The 15,863-nt window shown below is 65.6% G+C and carries 16 protein-coding genes; 9 read left to right on the plus strand and 7 right to left on the minus strand.

Features of this window, described 5'->3' with window-relative positions; all coding sequences use genetic code 11:
• Positions 1-78: 78 nt before the first annotated feature.
• Positions 79-645: a helix-turn-helix domain-containing protein gene (locus tag OIE68_RS14100; protein ID WP_327099827.1), complete on the plus strand. Its 567-nt coding sequence runs from the start codon at positions 79-81 to the stop codon at positions 643-645.
• A 152-nt stretch (positions 646-797) separates the two neighbouring features.
• The gene (locus OIE68_RS14105) at positions 798-1,589 is read left to right on the plus strand and encodes an SDR family NAD(P)-dependent oxidoreductase (protein ID WP_327099828.1); all 792 of its coding nucleotides are present in this window, start codon (positions 798-800) and stop codon (positions 1,587-1,589) included.
• A 94-nt stretch (positions 1,590-1,683) separates the two neighbouring features.
• Here the strand turns inward: OIE68_RS14105 and OIE68_RS14110 are convergent, their stop codons facing one another.
• A complete protein-coding gene (locus tag OIE68_RS14110; protein WP_419150769.1) occupies positions 1,684-2,412 on the minus strand; it encodes an ABC transporter permease in 729 nt (242 codons plus the stop codon).
• Between the two features lie 26 nt (positions 2,413-2,438).
• Positions 2,439-3,716: a glycosyltransferase gene (locus OIE68_RS14115; protein WP_327099830.1), complete on the minus strand. Its 1,278-nt coding sequence runs from the start codon at positions 3,714-3,716 to the stop codon at positions 2,439-2,441.
• A 98-nt stretch (positions 3,717-3,814) separates the two neighbouring features.
• Between OIE68_RS14115 and OIE68_RS14120 the strand changes: the two genes are divergently transcribed.
• Both OIE68_RS14120 and OIE68_RS14125 read left to right on the plus strand, forming a co-directional pair.
• Positions 3,815-6,379, plus strand: a complete 2,565-nt coding sequence (locus tag OIE68_RS14120; RefSeq protein WP_327099831.1) for a cytochrome P450 — start codon at positions 3,815-3,817, stop codon at positions 6,377-6,379.
• 42 nt (positions 6,380-6,421) lie between these two features.
• Positions 6,422-7,240, plus strand: a complete 819-nt coding sequence (locus tag OIE68_RS14125; RefSeq protein WP_327099832.1) for an SDR family oxidoreductase — start codon at positions 6,422-6,424, stop codon at positions 7,238-7,240.
• A gap of 191 nt (positions 7,241-7,431) precedes the next feature.
• On the opposite strand, the gene OIE68_RS14130 is transcribed toward OIE68_RS14125, so the two are convergent.
• Both OIE68_RS14130 and OIE68_RS14135 read right to left on the minus strand, forming a co-directional pair.
• On the minus strand, positions 7,432-8,223 hold the full coding sequence (locus OIE68_RS14130; protein WP_327099833.1) for a hypothetical protein: 792 nt from the start codon (positions 8,221-8,223) through the stop codon (positions 7,432-7,434).
• A gap of 50 nt (positions 8,224-8,273) precedes the next feature.
• On the minus strand, positions 8,274-8,759 hold the full coding sequence (locus tag OIE68_RS14135; RefSeq protein ID WP_327099834.1) for a MarR family transcriptional regulator: 486 nt from the start codon (positions 8,757-8,759) through the stop codon (positions 8,274-8,276).
• A gap of 300 nt (positions 8,760-9,059) precedes the next feature.
• Between OIE68_RS14135 and OIE68_RS14140 the strand changes: the two genes are divergently transcribed.
• From OIE68_RS14140 to OIE68_RS14155, 4 genes are all read left to right on the plus strand, one after another.
• On the plus strand, positions 9,060-9,485 hold the full coding sequence (locus OIE68_RS14140) for a cupin domain-containing protein (protein WP_327101667.1): 426 nt from the start codon (positions 9,060-9,062) through the stop codon (positions 9,483-9,485).
• 18 nt (positions 9,486-9,503) lie between these two features.
• Positions 9,504-9,863 carry an acyl-CoA thioesterase gene (locus OIE68_RS14145; RefSeq protein ID WP_327101668.1) on the plus strand — a complete coding sequence of 120 codons (360 nt, stop codon included), beginning with the start codon at positions 9,504-9,506 and terminating at the stop codon, positions 9,861-9,863.
• A gap of 273 nt (positions 9,864-10,136) precedes the next feature.
• A complete protein-coding gene (locus tag OIE68_RS14150; protein WP_327099835.1) occupies positions 10,137-10,595 on the plus strand; it encodes a hypothetical protein in 459 nt (152 codons plus the stop codon).
• A gap of 12 nt (positions 10,596-10,607) precedes the next feature.
• Positions 10,608-11,570 (plus strand): hypothetical protein, encoded by a 963-nt coding sequence (locus OIE68_RS14155; protein ID WP_327099836.1) that lies wholly within the window; start codon positions 10,608-10,610, stop codon positions 11,568-11,570.
• Positions 11,571-11,636: 66 nt separating this feature from the next.
• Here OIE68_RS14155 and OIE68_RS14160 read toward each other — a convergent pair whose 3' ends face one another.
• The 3 genes from OIE68_RS14160 to OIE68_RS14170 all read right to left on the minus strand — a co-directional run bounded on the left by OIE68_RS14160 (position 11,637) and on the right by OIE68_RS14170 (position 14,872).
• Complete coding sequence (locus tag OIE68_RS14160; RefSeq protein WP_040692003.1) at positions 11,637-11,870, minus strand: helix-turn-helix domain-containing protein; 234 nt, start codon at positions 11,868-11,870, stop codon at positions 11,637-11,639.
• A gap of 151 nt (positions 11,871-12,021) precedes the next feature.
• Positions 12,022-13,653, minus strand: a complete 1,632-nt coding sequence (locus OIE68_RS14165) for an ABC-F family ATP-binding cassette domain-containing protein (RefSeq protein ID WP_040691953.1) — start codon at positions 13,651-13,653, stop codon at positions 12,022-12,024.
• A 211-nt stretch (positions 13,654-13,864) separates the two neighbouring features.
• Positions 13,865-14,872 carry a transglycosylase SLT domain-containing protein gene (locus tag OIE68_RS14170; RefSeq protein WP_327099837.1) on the minus strand — a complete coding sequence of 336 codons (1,008 nt, stop codon included), beginning with the start codon at positions 14,870-14,872 and terminating at the stop codon, positions 13,865-13,867.
• Positions 14,873-15,034: 162 nt separating this feature from the next.
• Here OIE68_RS14170 and OIE68_RS14175 point away from each other — a divergent pair, with 162 nt between their 5' ends.
• Entirely contained in the window at positions 15,035-15,799 is a 765-nt protein-coding gene (locus OIE68_RS14175; protein ID WP_327099838.1) for an SDR family oxidoreductase, read from the plus strand.
• Positions 15,800-15,863: the final 64 nt, after the last annotated feature.

Below are 15,863 nucleotides of genomic sequence, written 5' to 3' on the forward strand. Positions count from 1 at the left end.
GTCCGCGCACCGCGTCACCCGCGGTGCGCGGACCTCTTCACATTGCATTGCCCGCTTCGCTCGGAGGAGCCCGCCGAAATGCCCAAAGTCAGTGATGATCACCTCGCCGCCCGGCGTAGTCAGATTCTGGACGGGGCGCGGGCCTGTTTCGCCGAGTACGGGTACGACGGTGCGACCGTGCGCCGCCTGGAAGAGGGCATCGGCCTGTCTCGCGGCGCGATCTTCCACCACTTCCGGGACAAGGACGCCCTGTTTCTCGCGCTGGCCCAAGAAGATGCCGACCGCATGGCCGATGTCGCGGCCAATCAGGGGCTGGTGCAGGTCATGCGCGATATGCTCGCCCACCCGGAGCAATTCAATTGGCTCGGAACCCGTTTGGAGATCGCGCGCCGCCTGCGCACCGATCCGGAATTCCGCGCGAGCTGGACCCAGCGCTCCGCCGAACTGACCGCCGCCACCCTGGCCCGCCTGGAACGCCGCAAGGCCGCAGGCGCCCTACGCGACGACGTCCCCACCGACGTCCTCCTCGGCTACCTCGACCTCGTCCTCGACGGCCTCATCGCCCGCATAGCGTCCGGCCACACCAACGAAAACCTCTCCGCCGTACTGGATCTCGTAGAAGCCTCGGTCCGCCGCAAGGAGTGAGTCAGTTGCGGCATCCCCGCGCGGACCGTCCGGCAGCGGCGCGGAATCCATCGAGCGACCAGTTCCAGGATTGCCGGCAGCCGCCGCACACGACGACACCGTCCAACCACGGATGCTTCACGGAATGCGGAATCTCGACAACAATCGTCGACATGGAACTGAACGGAGCACGCGTCCTGATCACCGGCGCGACGGGCGGGATCGGGGTCGCGATCGCCGCCGCGGTCACCGCACGGGGCGCGAACGTAGTGCTGTCCGGACGGCGTGCCGAAGCGCTCGACCAGGTCGCGACCCGGTTCGGCGCGCTGGCGGTGGTCGCGGACCTCGCCGTCCCGGGTGGTGCCGAGAAGCTGCTCGAGGAGGCCGGTGACCTCGATGTCGTCATCGCCAATGCCGCTCTGCCCGGTTCGGGCGACCTACTCGACTATTCGCTGACCGAGATCGATCGCGCGCTGGAGGTCAATCTGCGTGCCCCCATCGTGCTTGCGCGCCTCGCCGGTGCGCAGATGGCCGAACGCGGCAAGGGCCATCTGGTCTTCATCAACTCCCTGTCCGGCAAGGCCGCATCCGGTAAGGCGGCGATGTACAACGCGACCAAATTCGGACTGCGCGGCTTCGCCTTGGCCTTGCGCGCCGACCTGCAGAGCCGCGGCATCGGTGTCTCCTCGATCTACCCCGGATTCGTCAGGGACGCGGGCATGTTCATCAAATCCGGCGCGGCCCTACCACAGGGCGTCGGCACCCGAAGCCCGGAAGACGTCGCGAACGCCGTGGTCCGAGCGATCGAACGGAACATCGCCGAAACCGACGTAGCCCCCCTCCCGGTCCGCTTCGGCGCGACATTGGCCCTGATCGCCCCCAATCTCTCAGCCCGTGTCCAGCGTCTCTTCGGCGCCGACAAGGTAATGACCGACCTAGCCGCTGGTCACCGCGATATGCGCTGAGCCCTACGACGGGATGCGACGCATTCCCGCAATACACCGTCGCCTCGATCTTCGTCGGCGGCGCAAAAGCCGGTCGTCAGCATGTACGAGCTGGTCAGTGCTTGGACAGACGACTGAATACGATGCTGGCGCTGGCGAATCCGAGGGTGCAGAGCACGGCGCACCAGAGGAGGGCGAGGGGGGCGTTGTGGCCGGTGTCGTGGGAGTTCAGGAGTCCGCGCACGGTTTCGATGATGGGGGTGGCGGGTTGGTAGTCGGCGAAGCCGCGCAGCCAGTGCGGCATGGTGGTGGTTTGGACGAAGGCGCTGCTGATGTAGGGGATGAACATGATGGCGTAGGTGAGGCCGCCGGCGGCTTCCGGATTCTTGGCGACCAGGCCGAGGGCGACGGCGATCCAGGAGATGGCGGTGACGAACAGGGTGATTACCGCGAGGGCCGCCAGCCAGCCGAATGGTCCGGCCTGGGGACGGTAGCCGAGTGCGAGCGCCACCGTGACCGCGATCGCGATGGCCGCGAGATTGCGGACAGCGCCCTCGGCGACATGGCCGGCGAGCACGGCCTGACGAAACATCGGCAGGGTACGGAAGCGGTCGATGCTGCCCCTTGTCATGTCCGTGGAGACGGCGGTGGCGGTGATCGATGAGCCGAAACCCGTGCACAGCAACATGATTCCGGGCACCACATAGTCGAGATAGGGTCCGCCGACATCGATGGCGCCGCCGAAGACGTAGGTGAACAGCAACATCACCAGAATCGGCATGAGCAGCGAAATAATCAGGGTGTCGCGGCTGCGCAGGGTGTGCCGGGTACAGCGGCGGAACATGACGAGGGTGTCGGCGAAGACGTCGGTCACCGGGCGGCGGCTTCGACGATATCGGCGGTGCGGGCGGCGGCGTCCTCGGTGCTCAGCGTCTTCGCGAATTCCGCTGCGCGGGAGCGGCGTTCGGGCGTCAGCAGCGACGCGACGCCTTGTTCCAGCCGAGCCTCGGTCAGTCGCGTGAACGGCAGATGCGCCCCCACCCCGAGGCGCTCGACCTGCCCGCCCCACATTGGTTGTTCGAACGACACCGAGCACACCAGCGTCGGCAATCCGGCGCGCAGACTCTCGAACAGCGTTCCGATACCGCCGTGATGCACCGCCGCGGCGCAATGCGGAAAAACCAGATCGTGCGCGAACGGACCGACAACCTTTACATTCGGCCCCGCCTGCGCATCGGCAATATCCAGATCACTCCACCCCGCGCTGACCAATGCACGCACACCCAAACGAGCAGACACTTCGGTAACCATCGCCAGCACTGAGGCCGTGTCCCGAATGGGCATACTGCCGAATCCGAAGAAAACCGGCGGCGCCCCCGCCTCGATCCACGACAGAATGCCCGCGTGGTCGCCGGCCAGATCACCGACGGCCTCGCGGGCGGCGGGATCGAGCGTCAGAAATCCGGTGAAAGGCCTGCGTTCATCCCATTGTTCGGGCAGTCCTGGAACCAATGCCGGATCGTAGATCTGCACCTCGGGAACATGCGCACGCGCCAATACCGCTGCGGTACTCGCTCGCGATTTCGGCAGCCCGAGAGTCGCGCGTAGATCGTTGAGATAACGCATGAACACCACCCGGCGCAGATTCTCCGCGACCGCCCACGTCGCACGATTAACAGCCGCAGGCGGATTCCACCGCGGCGGCAGCGCACCCGGAAACGGATATGCGCCATTACTGCGGCAGGGAAAATAATGCAGGCTGACCAGCGGAACCCCCATTGCCTCCGCAACCGAACCGGCCCGATCCTCGGTGACGGTGCTCGCCACGATCAGATCCGCACCCGTGCAAACGTCGATGACTTCTCGATTCATCTGCTGGGCATAGTCGGCCATCTGCCGGGCTACCAATTGCATGAGCCGCAGGGTGTTGCCCGCCGCCAGCGCCCGCTGTCCGGCATCCGAACTGTAAAGCTGCTGCACATCCGGTCCGCAGGTGACCGCGGCAAGCCCAGTGGCCGTGGCGAATTCGACCAGATTCGGCGGCGCCCCGAGCAGCACATCGTGGCCGCGACGGCGCAGCTCGAGTCCCAGCGCCACGACGGGCTGGACATCACCGCGGGTTCCGGTGAGCGGAATCGCTATTTTCACGGCGGCTCTTTCGGTATCGGGTCCCCTGACGACGCCGACCGGATATTCCACAGAATTAAGGGCTCCGCACGGCGGCGATGTGTCAGTACAGTGCCATTGTGCACATAGCGATGTTCATGGACTACCACCCGGCCACCCTCGGTGGGGTCCAGACCGCGGTCGCTTCGCTGTGCCGTGGACTCGAACGCGCAGGTCACCGCGTCACCATGTTCGTCGCGCCGCAGCCGGGCGCCGGCGAGCTGCCGAATGTGGTGCCGCTGCGCGCCGCAGGTGGTCTCGCAGTGAACGGATTCCCCGTTGTGCTGCCGACAAAGCACAATGCCGAACTCATCGACGCCGCCTTCGCCGCACGCGGCCCGATCGACCTCGTGCACAGCCACACCACCTACGGTGTCGCCATCGCCGGCATGAAAGCCGCACGGCGACACCGGATTCCGCTGATCCATACGGCCCAGAGCCGCGACGACGCGTTCATCGAGAACACCTCGCCCGCACCGTATTCGGCGGCGCTGGCCCTGCGCGCCCTGCACGGCCGGTTCGTACCGCACGATCAGCACATGCCGCACCGCGCCGAAAGCCGTGCGGCACGCCATGCCTGGTGGACGATCGTCGGTCAGGCCCAGGTCGCGGATCGGGTCATCGCGCCGACCCGGCACTTCGCTGACCAACTGCTCGCCCACGGTCTGACCCGGCCGCTTCGGGTGGTATCCAACGGTGTCGATGACGAACTCATCGAAAACACCAGCGGCACACAGATCTTCGAGCACGCGATCGACGCGCCATTGCGGTTGATCTGGTGTGGGCGGCTGTCGGCCGAGAAGCGGCTCCTCGCTGCGATCGAGGCCATGCGGCATCTCGACGACTGCACACTCGACGTCTACGGTGACGGCGACCTGCAGGTCCAGGCGGCCGCCGCAATCACCGAATATCGACTCACGGACCGAATCCGTTTGCACGGCAGGGCCACTCAGGCCGAATGCCTCGCTGCCATGTCCGAAGGCGACGCACTGCTGTTCCCCTCCAACGGTTTCGATACACAGGGCATGGTCCTGCTGGAGGCGGTGGCGGTCGGCCTGCCGATCATCTACTGCGATCCCGATCTCGACGAATCGGTGCCTGCCGGTGGCGGCATTCGCACCGCCGATCCGTCGCCGGTCGCGATCGCCGACACCATCGCCGAGCTCGACGCCGATCGCAACGCGCTCGCGGAAATGCGCCAGATCCTCGGCAAATACAGCGACTCGGTGCTCCAGTCACAGCACATCGGGAGCGTGCTCGAAATCTATCGACAGGCTCGGGCCGAGTCCGCGCGCAGCCCGGAACTGGTCATGCCGCAATCGCTTTCGGAAGTACCTACCGCACCTGGTCAATTGCCACTGGTCGGCCACAGTCTGCAGGCCCTGCGCGACGCTCCGGGCTTCGTCACCTCACTGGCCGATCTCGGCCCGATCGTGCGCCTGCGATTCGGCCAGAAGACCGGATATCTGCTCACCACACCGGACCTCGTCCGCGAGGTCGGGCTCGGCGATGCCGAACTCAATCGGGATGATCTGCGTGAGGCCATCGAGGATGTCGCGGGCGGATCCGTCAATGTTCTGCGCGGTGCGGAACACAAGCTGCGGCGTCGCATGATCTCGCCCGCGCTGCGGCAGAGCCGGCTCGCCGAATACACGCGGTCGGCGGCCGATATCGCCGAAACCTGGTCGGCGGGACTGCCTTCGGGCGGACGCGTGAATCTCATGGACGAGGCGCACGGCCTGATCCTCGACACGGTCTCCTCGACACTGTTCACCGCCGAGTTCAGCGATCACGCACGCCGCGAGATCCGGGACAGCGTCCCATGGCTGCTCAGTCAGGTCATTCTGCGCACCGCGCTCCCCCCGCAGGTGCGCCGACTTCGGCTCATTTCGAACTGGCGCTGGCGCACCAAGGCTCGCCACCTGCGCACCGCTATCGGGGCTGTCATCACCGAATACCGCCGCCGCGACGAGGATTTCAACGATGTGGTTTCGGCGCTCATCCGACACACCGACAGCGAGACCGGCGCGACGCTGTCCGATGAGCACATCATCGACGAAGCGATCCTCATGCTGGCCGGTGGCGTCGGCTCGATGGCATCGCTTACCGGCTGGCTCTGGCACGAGGTCATGCGCCGCCCGCACATCGGCGAGCGGTTATATGCCGAACTCGATTCCGTCGTCGGATCGGGCCCGGTCCGCGCCGATCATCTCGGAGCGCTTCCCTACCTGAAACAGGTTGTGGCAGAGACACTTCGGTTCTGGGGGCCATGGATCAGCGCGGGCACCGCCGACGGCGACGTCACCATCGGCGGACTCACCGTTCCGGACGGCACGGCAATCATGTTCTCCCCCTACCTGGTTCAGCACAACAAGCGCTACTACGCCGACCCGGAGTCCTTCGACCCGGATCGCTGGTCGCCCGAACGCGCCGCCGATATCGACAAGAAGGCCAACCTCTCGTTCGGCGTCGGCCGTCGCCGCTGCCTCGGCGACCATTTCGCCATGATCGAGATCGGCCTCGCCGCCGCCGCGCTGTTGGCCCGCTGGCGCCCGACACCCGACCCGAACTACACGGTGCGCGCCTCCAATCGAGACTTCGTCCTTTCTCCCTCAGCGCTGCCGGTTACGCTGCAACCGCGTTGAATACTTGCTTGGAGTGCACTCCAGGTCGCTAGCGTGAGTCACATGAGCAAAGTTTGGTTCATCACCGGAGTCTCACGAGGATTCGGCCGTGAATGGGCACTCGCCGCATTGGAACGCGGCGATCAAGTGGCCGGCACGGCGCGCGATACCAGCACACTCGACGATCTCGTCGCGAAGTATCCGGATACCTTCCTGCCGCTGCGCCTGGACGTCACCGATCGGGACGGCGATTTCGCCGCGGTACAGCAGGCCGCCGAGCGATTCGGGCGGCTCGATATCGTGATCAACAATGCCGGCTACGGCCAGTTCGGCATGATCGAGGAACTCAGCGAGGACGAGTTCCGCGCACAATTGGAAACCAACGTCTTCGGCGCACTGTGGGTCACCCAGGCGGCGCTGCCGATCCTGCGGGGCCAGGGCAGCGGCCACATCATCCAGGTGTCGAGCATCGGCGGCATCGCCGCGTTCCAGAACCTGGGCGCATATCACGCGTCGAAGTGGGCGCTCGAAGGTTTCTCCCAGGCGCTCGCCCAGGAGGTAGCACCCTTCGGCATCCACGTCACCCTGATCGAACCGGGCGGATTCGGCACCGACTGGGGCGGCCCCTCGGCGCAGCATGCCACCCCGCTCCCGGCCTACGATTCGGCCAGGGCCGCCCGAGCCGCCCAGCGTTCGGCGGTGCGCCAGGGCGATCCCGCCGCCACTCGCACCGCCATCCTCGCGGTCGTCGACGCGCCCGAACCGCCGCTGCGCATTTTCCTCGGCGAGGTCCCGCTGACCGTCGCCACCGCAGAATACGAATCCCGCCTCGCGCTCTGGCGCGAGTGGCAGCCCATCTCCGCTGCCGCACAGGGGGATTGAGCCGTCACCTCTAGTGCGACGCCGCCGGGGAGAGTGGGGATGATGGTGGACCCATCCCCGGCGGCGCCGACTATCCGAGACCGCGCCCTCGCCGGCCGACGGCGCGGGTACAGGTCGAACCGGGACGAGCTGAAAATAGGCCCACCCGTCCGGAATTCCCGAACTTCAGGTACGAAACCACCCCGAGCGGGTCAGTAGTTGGCGTTCAGATAGTCGGCGGCATGGGTCGTCCACAGGACATTCGTGCCGGGCATATTGTGTCCCGAGTAGAGAACATGCTGACCGTCCGGCCACGGCGTCAGATAGCCGATGACACCGTTGACCGCGGTCGCATAGCGATCGAGATTGCCGATCGGATCGTTCATCAGGAAACGCAGCAGCTCGGCGAAGATCAGCGGAGCCACATTCCCGATGCGGGCGCCCTCGACGAACGAGAACGGCGAGATGCCGACATCGATCACCCGCAGCGGCGAGTCGCCCGGTGACGCGGTGATGATATCGCCCGGATTCGCGTACTCCTTGACATCGAGTGCGGGCCAGGCGCCGCGCTCCCCGTGCAGGCCGTAAGTCGTTGCCGGACACAGATTGCCGACCGACTGACCACGTTTGCGCAGGGGGTTCGCGATATTGACGGCGAAGGCGATTTCCAGGGGCGAGCCGTCGGTGTTCTTGTACTTGCCCGACCGCACCCCCTCCAGAATTTTGCTCGCGCAGATACTTCCGAGCGAATAGCTCAACAGGCCGCAGACATTCGGCGAGTCCTGAATCGCCTTCACGCCCGCCGCGACACCGAGCCGGATCGAGGTATCCAGCGACGGGCCCCATAGATCCGGGCTCGGCCCGACCGAGGCGGGCCAATTCGGCTCGAAGGCGGTGAAACGGCCGGGATCAAGCAGTTTCGTGACATCGTGCAGCATGCCGGCGGGTGTCCCATTGGTATTCCGCGGCTCACCCGTGCCGCGGAGGGTGATGATGTCGATCATCACCCCATGGTGAATGCATGACCGGCCCAGCACCCGAGTAGCGAACTACCCTATTTCGCGCCGCCCTCGAGGCTGCCGAGCAGTACCCGGGCGATCCGATCCAGGTCGCGGCGATCCTTCGCCGAAAGCACCGACAACATCCTGGTTTCGTTCTCGGTATGCGCGGTGACGACTTTGTCGATCAGTGCGCGGCCCGCCTCGGTGAGCACCACTCTGATGGCGCGGCGATCCTCCGCATCCGCGCTGCGCCGGACCAACCCCGCCGACTCCAGACGGTCGAGCCGCCCGGTCATTCCGGCGCGCGACAGCATCAGCGTGTCGGCGAGCACCGACGGGTTCAATTCGAACGGCTCGCCCGAACGACGCAGTGCGGCAAGCACATCGAACTCGCCGCGCTGCAGCCCATGCGAGATGAAGACCGCCTCGATATCCCGCTGCGCGACCACGAGCAGCCGACCCAGCCGCCCGATCACGCCCATCGCCTCCAGCTCGAGGTCCGGCCGCTCCCGCCGCCACTGCTCGACGATCGCATCCACCGGATCCTGTCCCGCCTGCCCGAGCCTTTTGCCAGTCGTACCTGCCGCGACAGTGTCGTTGCGGGCCGACGGTTGAGTGCCTGGCGGGGTTCTGGGCGTACCCGGCGAGTTACCCATGTGCCTGCGAAATCAGTTGTCGCGTCTCAGCCATGGACAACATTCTATTCGCTGGGATATAGTTCGCTAGCGAATTATATTTCAGCGAACCACTTGGAGACCGTCATGAACGCCACTGCCGACCGCCCTTTCGCCATCCGCCAGCCGCAGGATGCCGAGACCCTGGTGACCCCCTCGGTCACCATGCGCCTGCTCATCGACTCGAACGAAGCGGGCGGCGCGGTCAGCCACCTGGAGGTCAATATGGACAAGGGCGCAGACGGCGCGGCACCGCACTACCACACCAAGTCGGACGAGCTGTTCTACGTCGCCGACGGCGAACTGCAGGTACTGGCCGGGGACAAGATCGTCACCGTCGGAGCGGGCGGGTCGATCGTCGTCCCCAAGCGCATGCCGCACGCCTTCGGTGCCGCCCCGGACAGCTCCGCGCGGATCCTGATCGCCCTGATGCCCGCGGTGGAGCGCTTCGGCTACTTCCGCCTGCTCGACCGGCTGGTCAAGGGCGAGGCCACCTTCGAAGAACTGGCGGCATCGCAGGAGGAATACGACAACTGGTTCGTCGAGTCGCCCGAATGGTGGGCCGAGCGCAACGCGAACCGGAATTTGTGAAAGCATACCCTCGGCCATCTGAATCAGGCTGTGTATCTGCAGTACGCCGAGCACGCCCGCTGGGAACTGCTGCAGGCGGCCGGAATCGGCGGCGAGAAGCTGATCTCCGGCGGCATCGGCCCGGTCGTGCTGGAAACCAACATCAAGTATCGGCGCGAACTGCGCGGCGGCGACGAGGTCGCGGTCACCTGCGAATTCCAGTGGGACGGCGGGAAGATCTTCCGAATCCACCAGGAGATGCGCAAGCTCGACGGTACTGTCGCAGCAGAGGTCGAGGTGGTACTCGGCATCATGGATCTCACCGCACGCAAACTGGTCGCCGATCCCGGCGAACGCTTGCGCGCCCTCGCCGAACAACCGGATCTGCTCGGACTCTGAACCGCGGCGGGCAGATCCGCGCCAACGGATGCACGGCCGCCAATCCCGGGCAATATCGACCGCACGGAACCGTTCGGAAGTAGCTCAACGATTGCCGGAGCCCGTTCGGGCCGATACCGAAAATCTTTCGGCGCTAGCGCATCCCGAGCCGAAATCTGGTTTGCCAGCGGCGGTCAAATCTCGCGATCCGGACCGTGCGAGACCCCTTGCGCGATATGATCCAGTTCCCGCTCGGGGGTCCTGGCAAATCGCGAGCAGATCGGAGCGCTCACTATGACCGACGCAATCCACCTCCCCGGTACCGGGCCGGCGGGTGACCGCGTCCCCGCGTTGCAGGGACTGCTGGTGGCCGAGTCGGAACGAGATTTCACGGTCAGAGTGACCGAAGGAACCTGGACCTTCCGCCGCGACGATGTACTTCGGGTCCTCGACTGGACCGACAGCGCGACCACCGAGCGTGACGGCCGTCCGGTACTGATGGATATCCGCCCCGGCGCCACCGCCGATTTCACCCGCCGCCTGCGCATCGACCTCGTCGACCGGCCGATGACGCTGGCCGAGGAACCCTCCGCGGCACTGGGAGATGAAGCGCTGCAACAACTCACCGCATCTTGGGCCGACAGCCTGCAGCTCGCCGAATGCCCGGGCACCAGCGGAGCGACCTTCACCTACTGCCAAACCAAATCGCTCGCGACAAGCGACGACGGCATAAACTGCGACAGCCTCGACTGAACAGGACTGCGCATGGCGGCGCGCCGGACAGGTTCGGTCCTCATCGTCTCCGAATCCGATGATCTGCACGGCACCGCGATGGCGGCGACGTTGCGAGAACACCACGGGCTCAGCCCGATTCAGCTCGATCTGCGCGACTTCCCGCGCGAATCCGGAAGTTTCCGGCTCGATCGGCACGGTACTGCGCGATCGCTGTCGCATGTGATCGGACTCGACGACGTCCGCTCGGTCTGGTGGCGCAGACCGCATCCCGCACAGGTTCCGGCTGGCGTGCGCGCCTCGGACGACGCCTATCGCCAAGCCGAATGCGACGGCTTCATCCAGGGCCTGCTGTGGTCGATTCCGGCGTACTGGGTCAACGATCCCGGCGCCGATCGCACCGCGAGCCGCAAAATCGTGCAGTTGGAGACCGCACGGCGAGCCGGTTTCGTCATCCCGGAAACGCTCATCACCAATGATCCGGACGAAGCGCGAAGCTTCGTCGAATCACGTTCGGGCTCGGTTGTTTACAAGCGAACCGGCACCGGACGAGCCGAATTCGCCGAAACCCGAATAATTGCCAAGGCCGACTTCGGCCGCCTCGCGGGCATCCGCTCCGCGCCGACCACCTTCCAGGACTACGTCGAGGCACAGTGCGATCTGCGTGTGGTGTGGATGGACGGCGTCGAATGGGCGGTGCGCATCGACTCGCAGTCCGGCGTCGGCCGGGTGGATTCCCGGCTGGACACCACGGTCGACTTCGTACCGGAGCATCTGCCCGCCTCGGTCAGCAAGTCGCTGGCCACGCTGATGGGCGCACTCGGCCTGAGCTTCGGCGTGCTGGATCTACGCCTCGGCCTCGACGGCGAGTACTACTTCCTCGAGGTCAACCCACAGGGCCAGTTCGCGTATCTGGAGATCAAGACGGGCCTGCCGATGTTCCGCAGCCTCGCCAACCTGCTGGTCAACGGCGACGGCGCGGTGCCGGGCTATTAGCACGCACGGTCTCGCTCGGTGTCGGCGAAATCCATTCGCCGACACCGGGATTCAGATCCAGGAACGCTACTGGCTCTTGCGGCGGTTCGCACCGCCGCGACTGCGGAGTTGCACGTGCGACTCCACCAGCACGTTGTGGACGAAACCGTAGGAGCGGCCGGTCGACCGGGCCAGCGATCGGATGCTGGCTCCCGCCTCGTACTGCTTCTTCAGCTGGGTTTGCAAACGGTCGCGTGATTTCCCCGTGACGCGTGTGCCCTTACCCAGTGTGGCCTTGACTTGTGTGGGCCTGTCGCTCATGGCTTCCTCCGAGTCGCCGAGCCGCGTCATTCCAGGCTAGACACTCGGGAAGCTGTGATCAACGGGTCTTTGTGATGAATATCACCGGAGGCCGAATTCGAGAGAGTGAAAACCTACCGCCCACAACGAAACTCCGCCAAGATCACCCCGATCAGGCCAGCTGAATCAGCTCCAAATATTCTGCCGACCAGTGGTCTTCCTGGCCGTCCGGCAGCAAGATCACCCGCTCCGGCGACAGCGCCTCGGCAGCGCCCGGGTCGTGGGTGACCAGGACGACCGCGCCCGCGTAGGTGCGCAGCGCGTCGAGGACCTGCTCACGCGAGATCGGGTCGAGGTTATTGGTCGGCTCGTCCAGCAGCAGCACATTGGCCGCCGAGGAGACCAGCCCTGCCAGCGCGAGACGGGTCTTCTCACCGCCGGAGAGGGTGCCTGCGGGCTGCTCCAGCTGCGGTCCGGAGAACATGAACGCACCGAGCAGTCCGCGCAGCTCCTGCTCCCCCGCATCCGGCGCGGCATGGCGGATGTTCTCCCACACTGTGGCCTGATCGTCGAGGGTGTCGTGCTCCTGGGCGAAGTAACCGACCTTGAGCCCGTGACCGGGCACGAGACCGCCCGCCGTCGGCGTCTCCACCCCGGCGAGCAGGCGCAGCAGCGTGGTCTTGCCCGCGCCGTTGAGACCGAGCACTACGACGCGGCTGCCGCGGTCGATGGCCAGATCGACGCCGGTAAAGATTTCCAGCGAGCCGTAGACCTTGGTCAGGTTCTCGGCCATCAGCGGGGTCTTGCCGCAGGTGGCGGGTTCGGGGAATTTGATCCGCGCGACCTTGTCGGCCACCCGCACCTCGTCGAGTTCAGCCATCAAGCGGTCCGCTCGCTTGGCCATATTCTGTGCCGCAGTGGCTTTCGTGGCCTTGGCGCCGAGTTTGGCGGCTTGGGCGCGCAGGGCGCTGGCCTTCTTCTCGGCATTGGCACGTTCGCGGCGGCGGCGCTGTTCATCGGTGGCACGCGCGTCCAAATATTTCTGCCAGCCCATGTTGTAGACGTCGGCCTCACCGCGCACCGCGTCCAGGAACCAGACCTTGTTCACCACATCGCCGAGCAGTTCGACATCGTGGCTGATCACGATCAGGCCGCCGTCGTGGTTCTGCAGGAAGCCGCGCAGCCAGGTGATGGAGTCGGCGTCGAGGTGGTTGGTCGGCTCGTCGAGCAGCAGGATGGTGTCCGAGCGCCCGCCGCTGCCGTCGGAGGCGGCGAACAGGATGCGCGCCAACTCGATTCGGCGTCGCTGACCACCGGAGAGCGTGCGCAGCGCCTGGCCGAGTACCCGATCGGGCAGGCCGAGGCTATTGCAGATGCGCGCCGCTTCGCTCTCGGCCACATAGCCGCCGAGCGCCGAGAAGCGTTCCTCCAACCGACCGTATTTGCGCACCGCCTTCTCGCGTTCGGCGTCATCGACCACCTCGGCCATCAGCGCCTGCTGCTTCTCCATATCGCGCAGCAGGGTGTCCAGGCCGCGGGCGGAGAGCACGCGATCGCGGGCGAGCACGTCCAGATTGCCCTCGCGCGGATCCTGCGGGAGATACCCGATATCGCTGGAGCGCAAAATCTTTCCGGCGTAGGGCTCACCTTCGCCCGCCAGAATGCGCAGCGTGGTCGTCTTGCCCGCGCCATTGCGTCCGACCAGTCCGATCCGGTCGCCGGCCTGCACCCGCAGCGCAGGTCCGGGGGCCGACAGCAGGGTGCGGACTCCGGCCCGGACCTCCAGGTCCGTCGCGGTGATCACAGGCTTCTCCTACGGGTACGTGGTGCTGATCGGTTGCTTGCTCGATTGTGCGACGCGAACACGCACAAGAACCACCGATTTTACCTGGCTCCAGAGGTGCTTCCGACACCCCCGATCCAGGTGTGACCGCGCTAACTCTCCGCAGGGCCGCAAGTACCGCCCTGCGATGTCGTGGGGGCCGCGTAGCTGGCTGGGTGCGGATGCCAGCGCCTCAGTAGCCCTTCGCAGCCGCGCGAGGATTGGCCTGATCGACGTTCGCCGCCAGATTGGAGCCATCCGCACTTACGTCGTAGCGGTGCATCACATAGTTCATGCTGGCTGCGATATTGGCTGTCGGATCGGTGATATTCGACGACGTTCCGGCCACGTGATAGGACGAAAACGTGCCGGGAATCGTCTGGGTCAGGCCTTGCGAAGCGTGTCCGGCGGCGGCATTGGAGTCCCAGTTGTTGATGGCACCTGCCCTGAATCCCGATTCTCGCTCGATAAGGGTCATGTACCCCTCGGTCCACCTCGCGCGGGCGGCGGGGTCGGTGATGCCCAGAGCGTCCAGCGCCTTCCCGATGTAGTATCTGACCTGGTCCTCACTGAGCTTGTTCTCCCCGCCACCACCCGTCGTAGCGGTGACCGGCTCGGTGTACGGGCTCTTGGAGCCGGAGTAGTTGCCGCCGCCGCCCCCGCCGCCCGCTGACGTCGGGCTGTAGTTGTTCCCCGCGGGGGCCGCCGGGTCGTCCACACCACCGCGAAGTTCATCCATCTCGGCGTGCGCTTCCGACACGTGCTCCGCCGTTGTGGTGACAGCCTTGTCGATGCTGCCTATTGCACTCAACTGCAACCCGATGTTGGGGTTCTGCGGCACACTGGCGATGATCCCCTTGACCGTGCCCACCAGACTCTCGACTTCGGTGTAGATCGTATTCGCCAGATCGGCCGATTTCTGCGCCATACCCGCGATACCGACGATCTTCGTATCCAACGAGTTCAAATCGTCCCGGTATTTCGTAGCGTCACTTTGCTGGGCGTCGTACTTCGTGACGAGATCGCCAGACTTCAGCTGCGACTCCCCAAGGCCATCCAGCCCCTCGACCGTAATCGACTTCGCCGAGCCATCGCCCACCCCCTTCACCAACTTCGTCAGCACCACCTCGAAATGGCTGATGAAGGCGTTGAGGATAGGTGCATCCGGGCGCGACGGCAGCGATGTGTCGACAGCAGCCATATCCCACCTTCCGCCGATACCTGTTTCGGCAGCTTAATCGCAGCTAGGCGCCATGCCCTGACCACCGGGTCCCCGCCGGTGGGAACAGTCTTTCCGGGTCGAGATCGCGCAAAACCGACCGGGTCCACTCGGCGGATTTCAACAGCGGTAGCGTGCCATCACATGACGACCGATCTGTTGGGCAAGAGCGCACTCGTTTCCGGAGCCAGCCGGGGCATCGGGAAGGCGGTTGCGGCGGAGTTGCTGCGTCGCGGTGCCAATGTGCTGATCACCGCCCGCAAGCCGGAACCGCTCGAGGAGGCGGCCACCGAGCTGCGGGCGCTCGGTTATCGAGGCGAGGTCAGCGCGCTGGCGGGCAATTCGGGTGATCCGGACAGCCGGGCCGCCGCGGTGGGGCGCGTGGTCTCGGAATTCGGCTCATTGGACATCCTGATCAACAACACCGGTATCAATCCGGTCTACGGCTCGCTCATGGATGCCGATCTGGAGGCGGTGCGCAAGATCTTCGACGTCAATGTCGTCGCCGCACTCGGCTACGTGCAGGAGGCATACAAGGCGTGGATGCGCGATCACGGCGGTGCGGTGGTGAATGTGGCCAGTGTCGCCGGCCTGCGTTCGACGGGCGTGATCGCGGCGTACGGCGCGTCCAAGGCCGCGCTGATCCGGCTCACCGACGAACTGGCCTGGCAGCTGGGCCCGAATATCCGGGTGAACGCGGTGGCGCCGGGCGTGATCAAGACGAAGTTCGCCGATGCGCTGTACTCGGCGGATGAGGAGCGGGCCGCGAGCGTGTACCCGATGAAGCGGCTCGGCGCGCCGGAGGATGTCGCGCAGCTGATCAGATTCCTGGTGTCGGACGAAGCCAAGTGGATCACCGGTGAGACTATCCGCGTCGATGGTGGATTGCTGTCGACCGGCGGAATCTGATACGTCCGAGGCAATCCGCTGACCAGCGGCGGAACCTCAACCGTCCCAATAGGATCGATGGCCG

It is taken from the genome of Nocardia vinacea (genome assembly GCF_035920345.1).
GTDB classification, from domain to species: Bacteria; Actinomycetota; Actinomycetes; order Mycobacteriales; family Mycobacteriaceae; genus Nocardia; species Nocardia vinacea_A.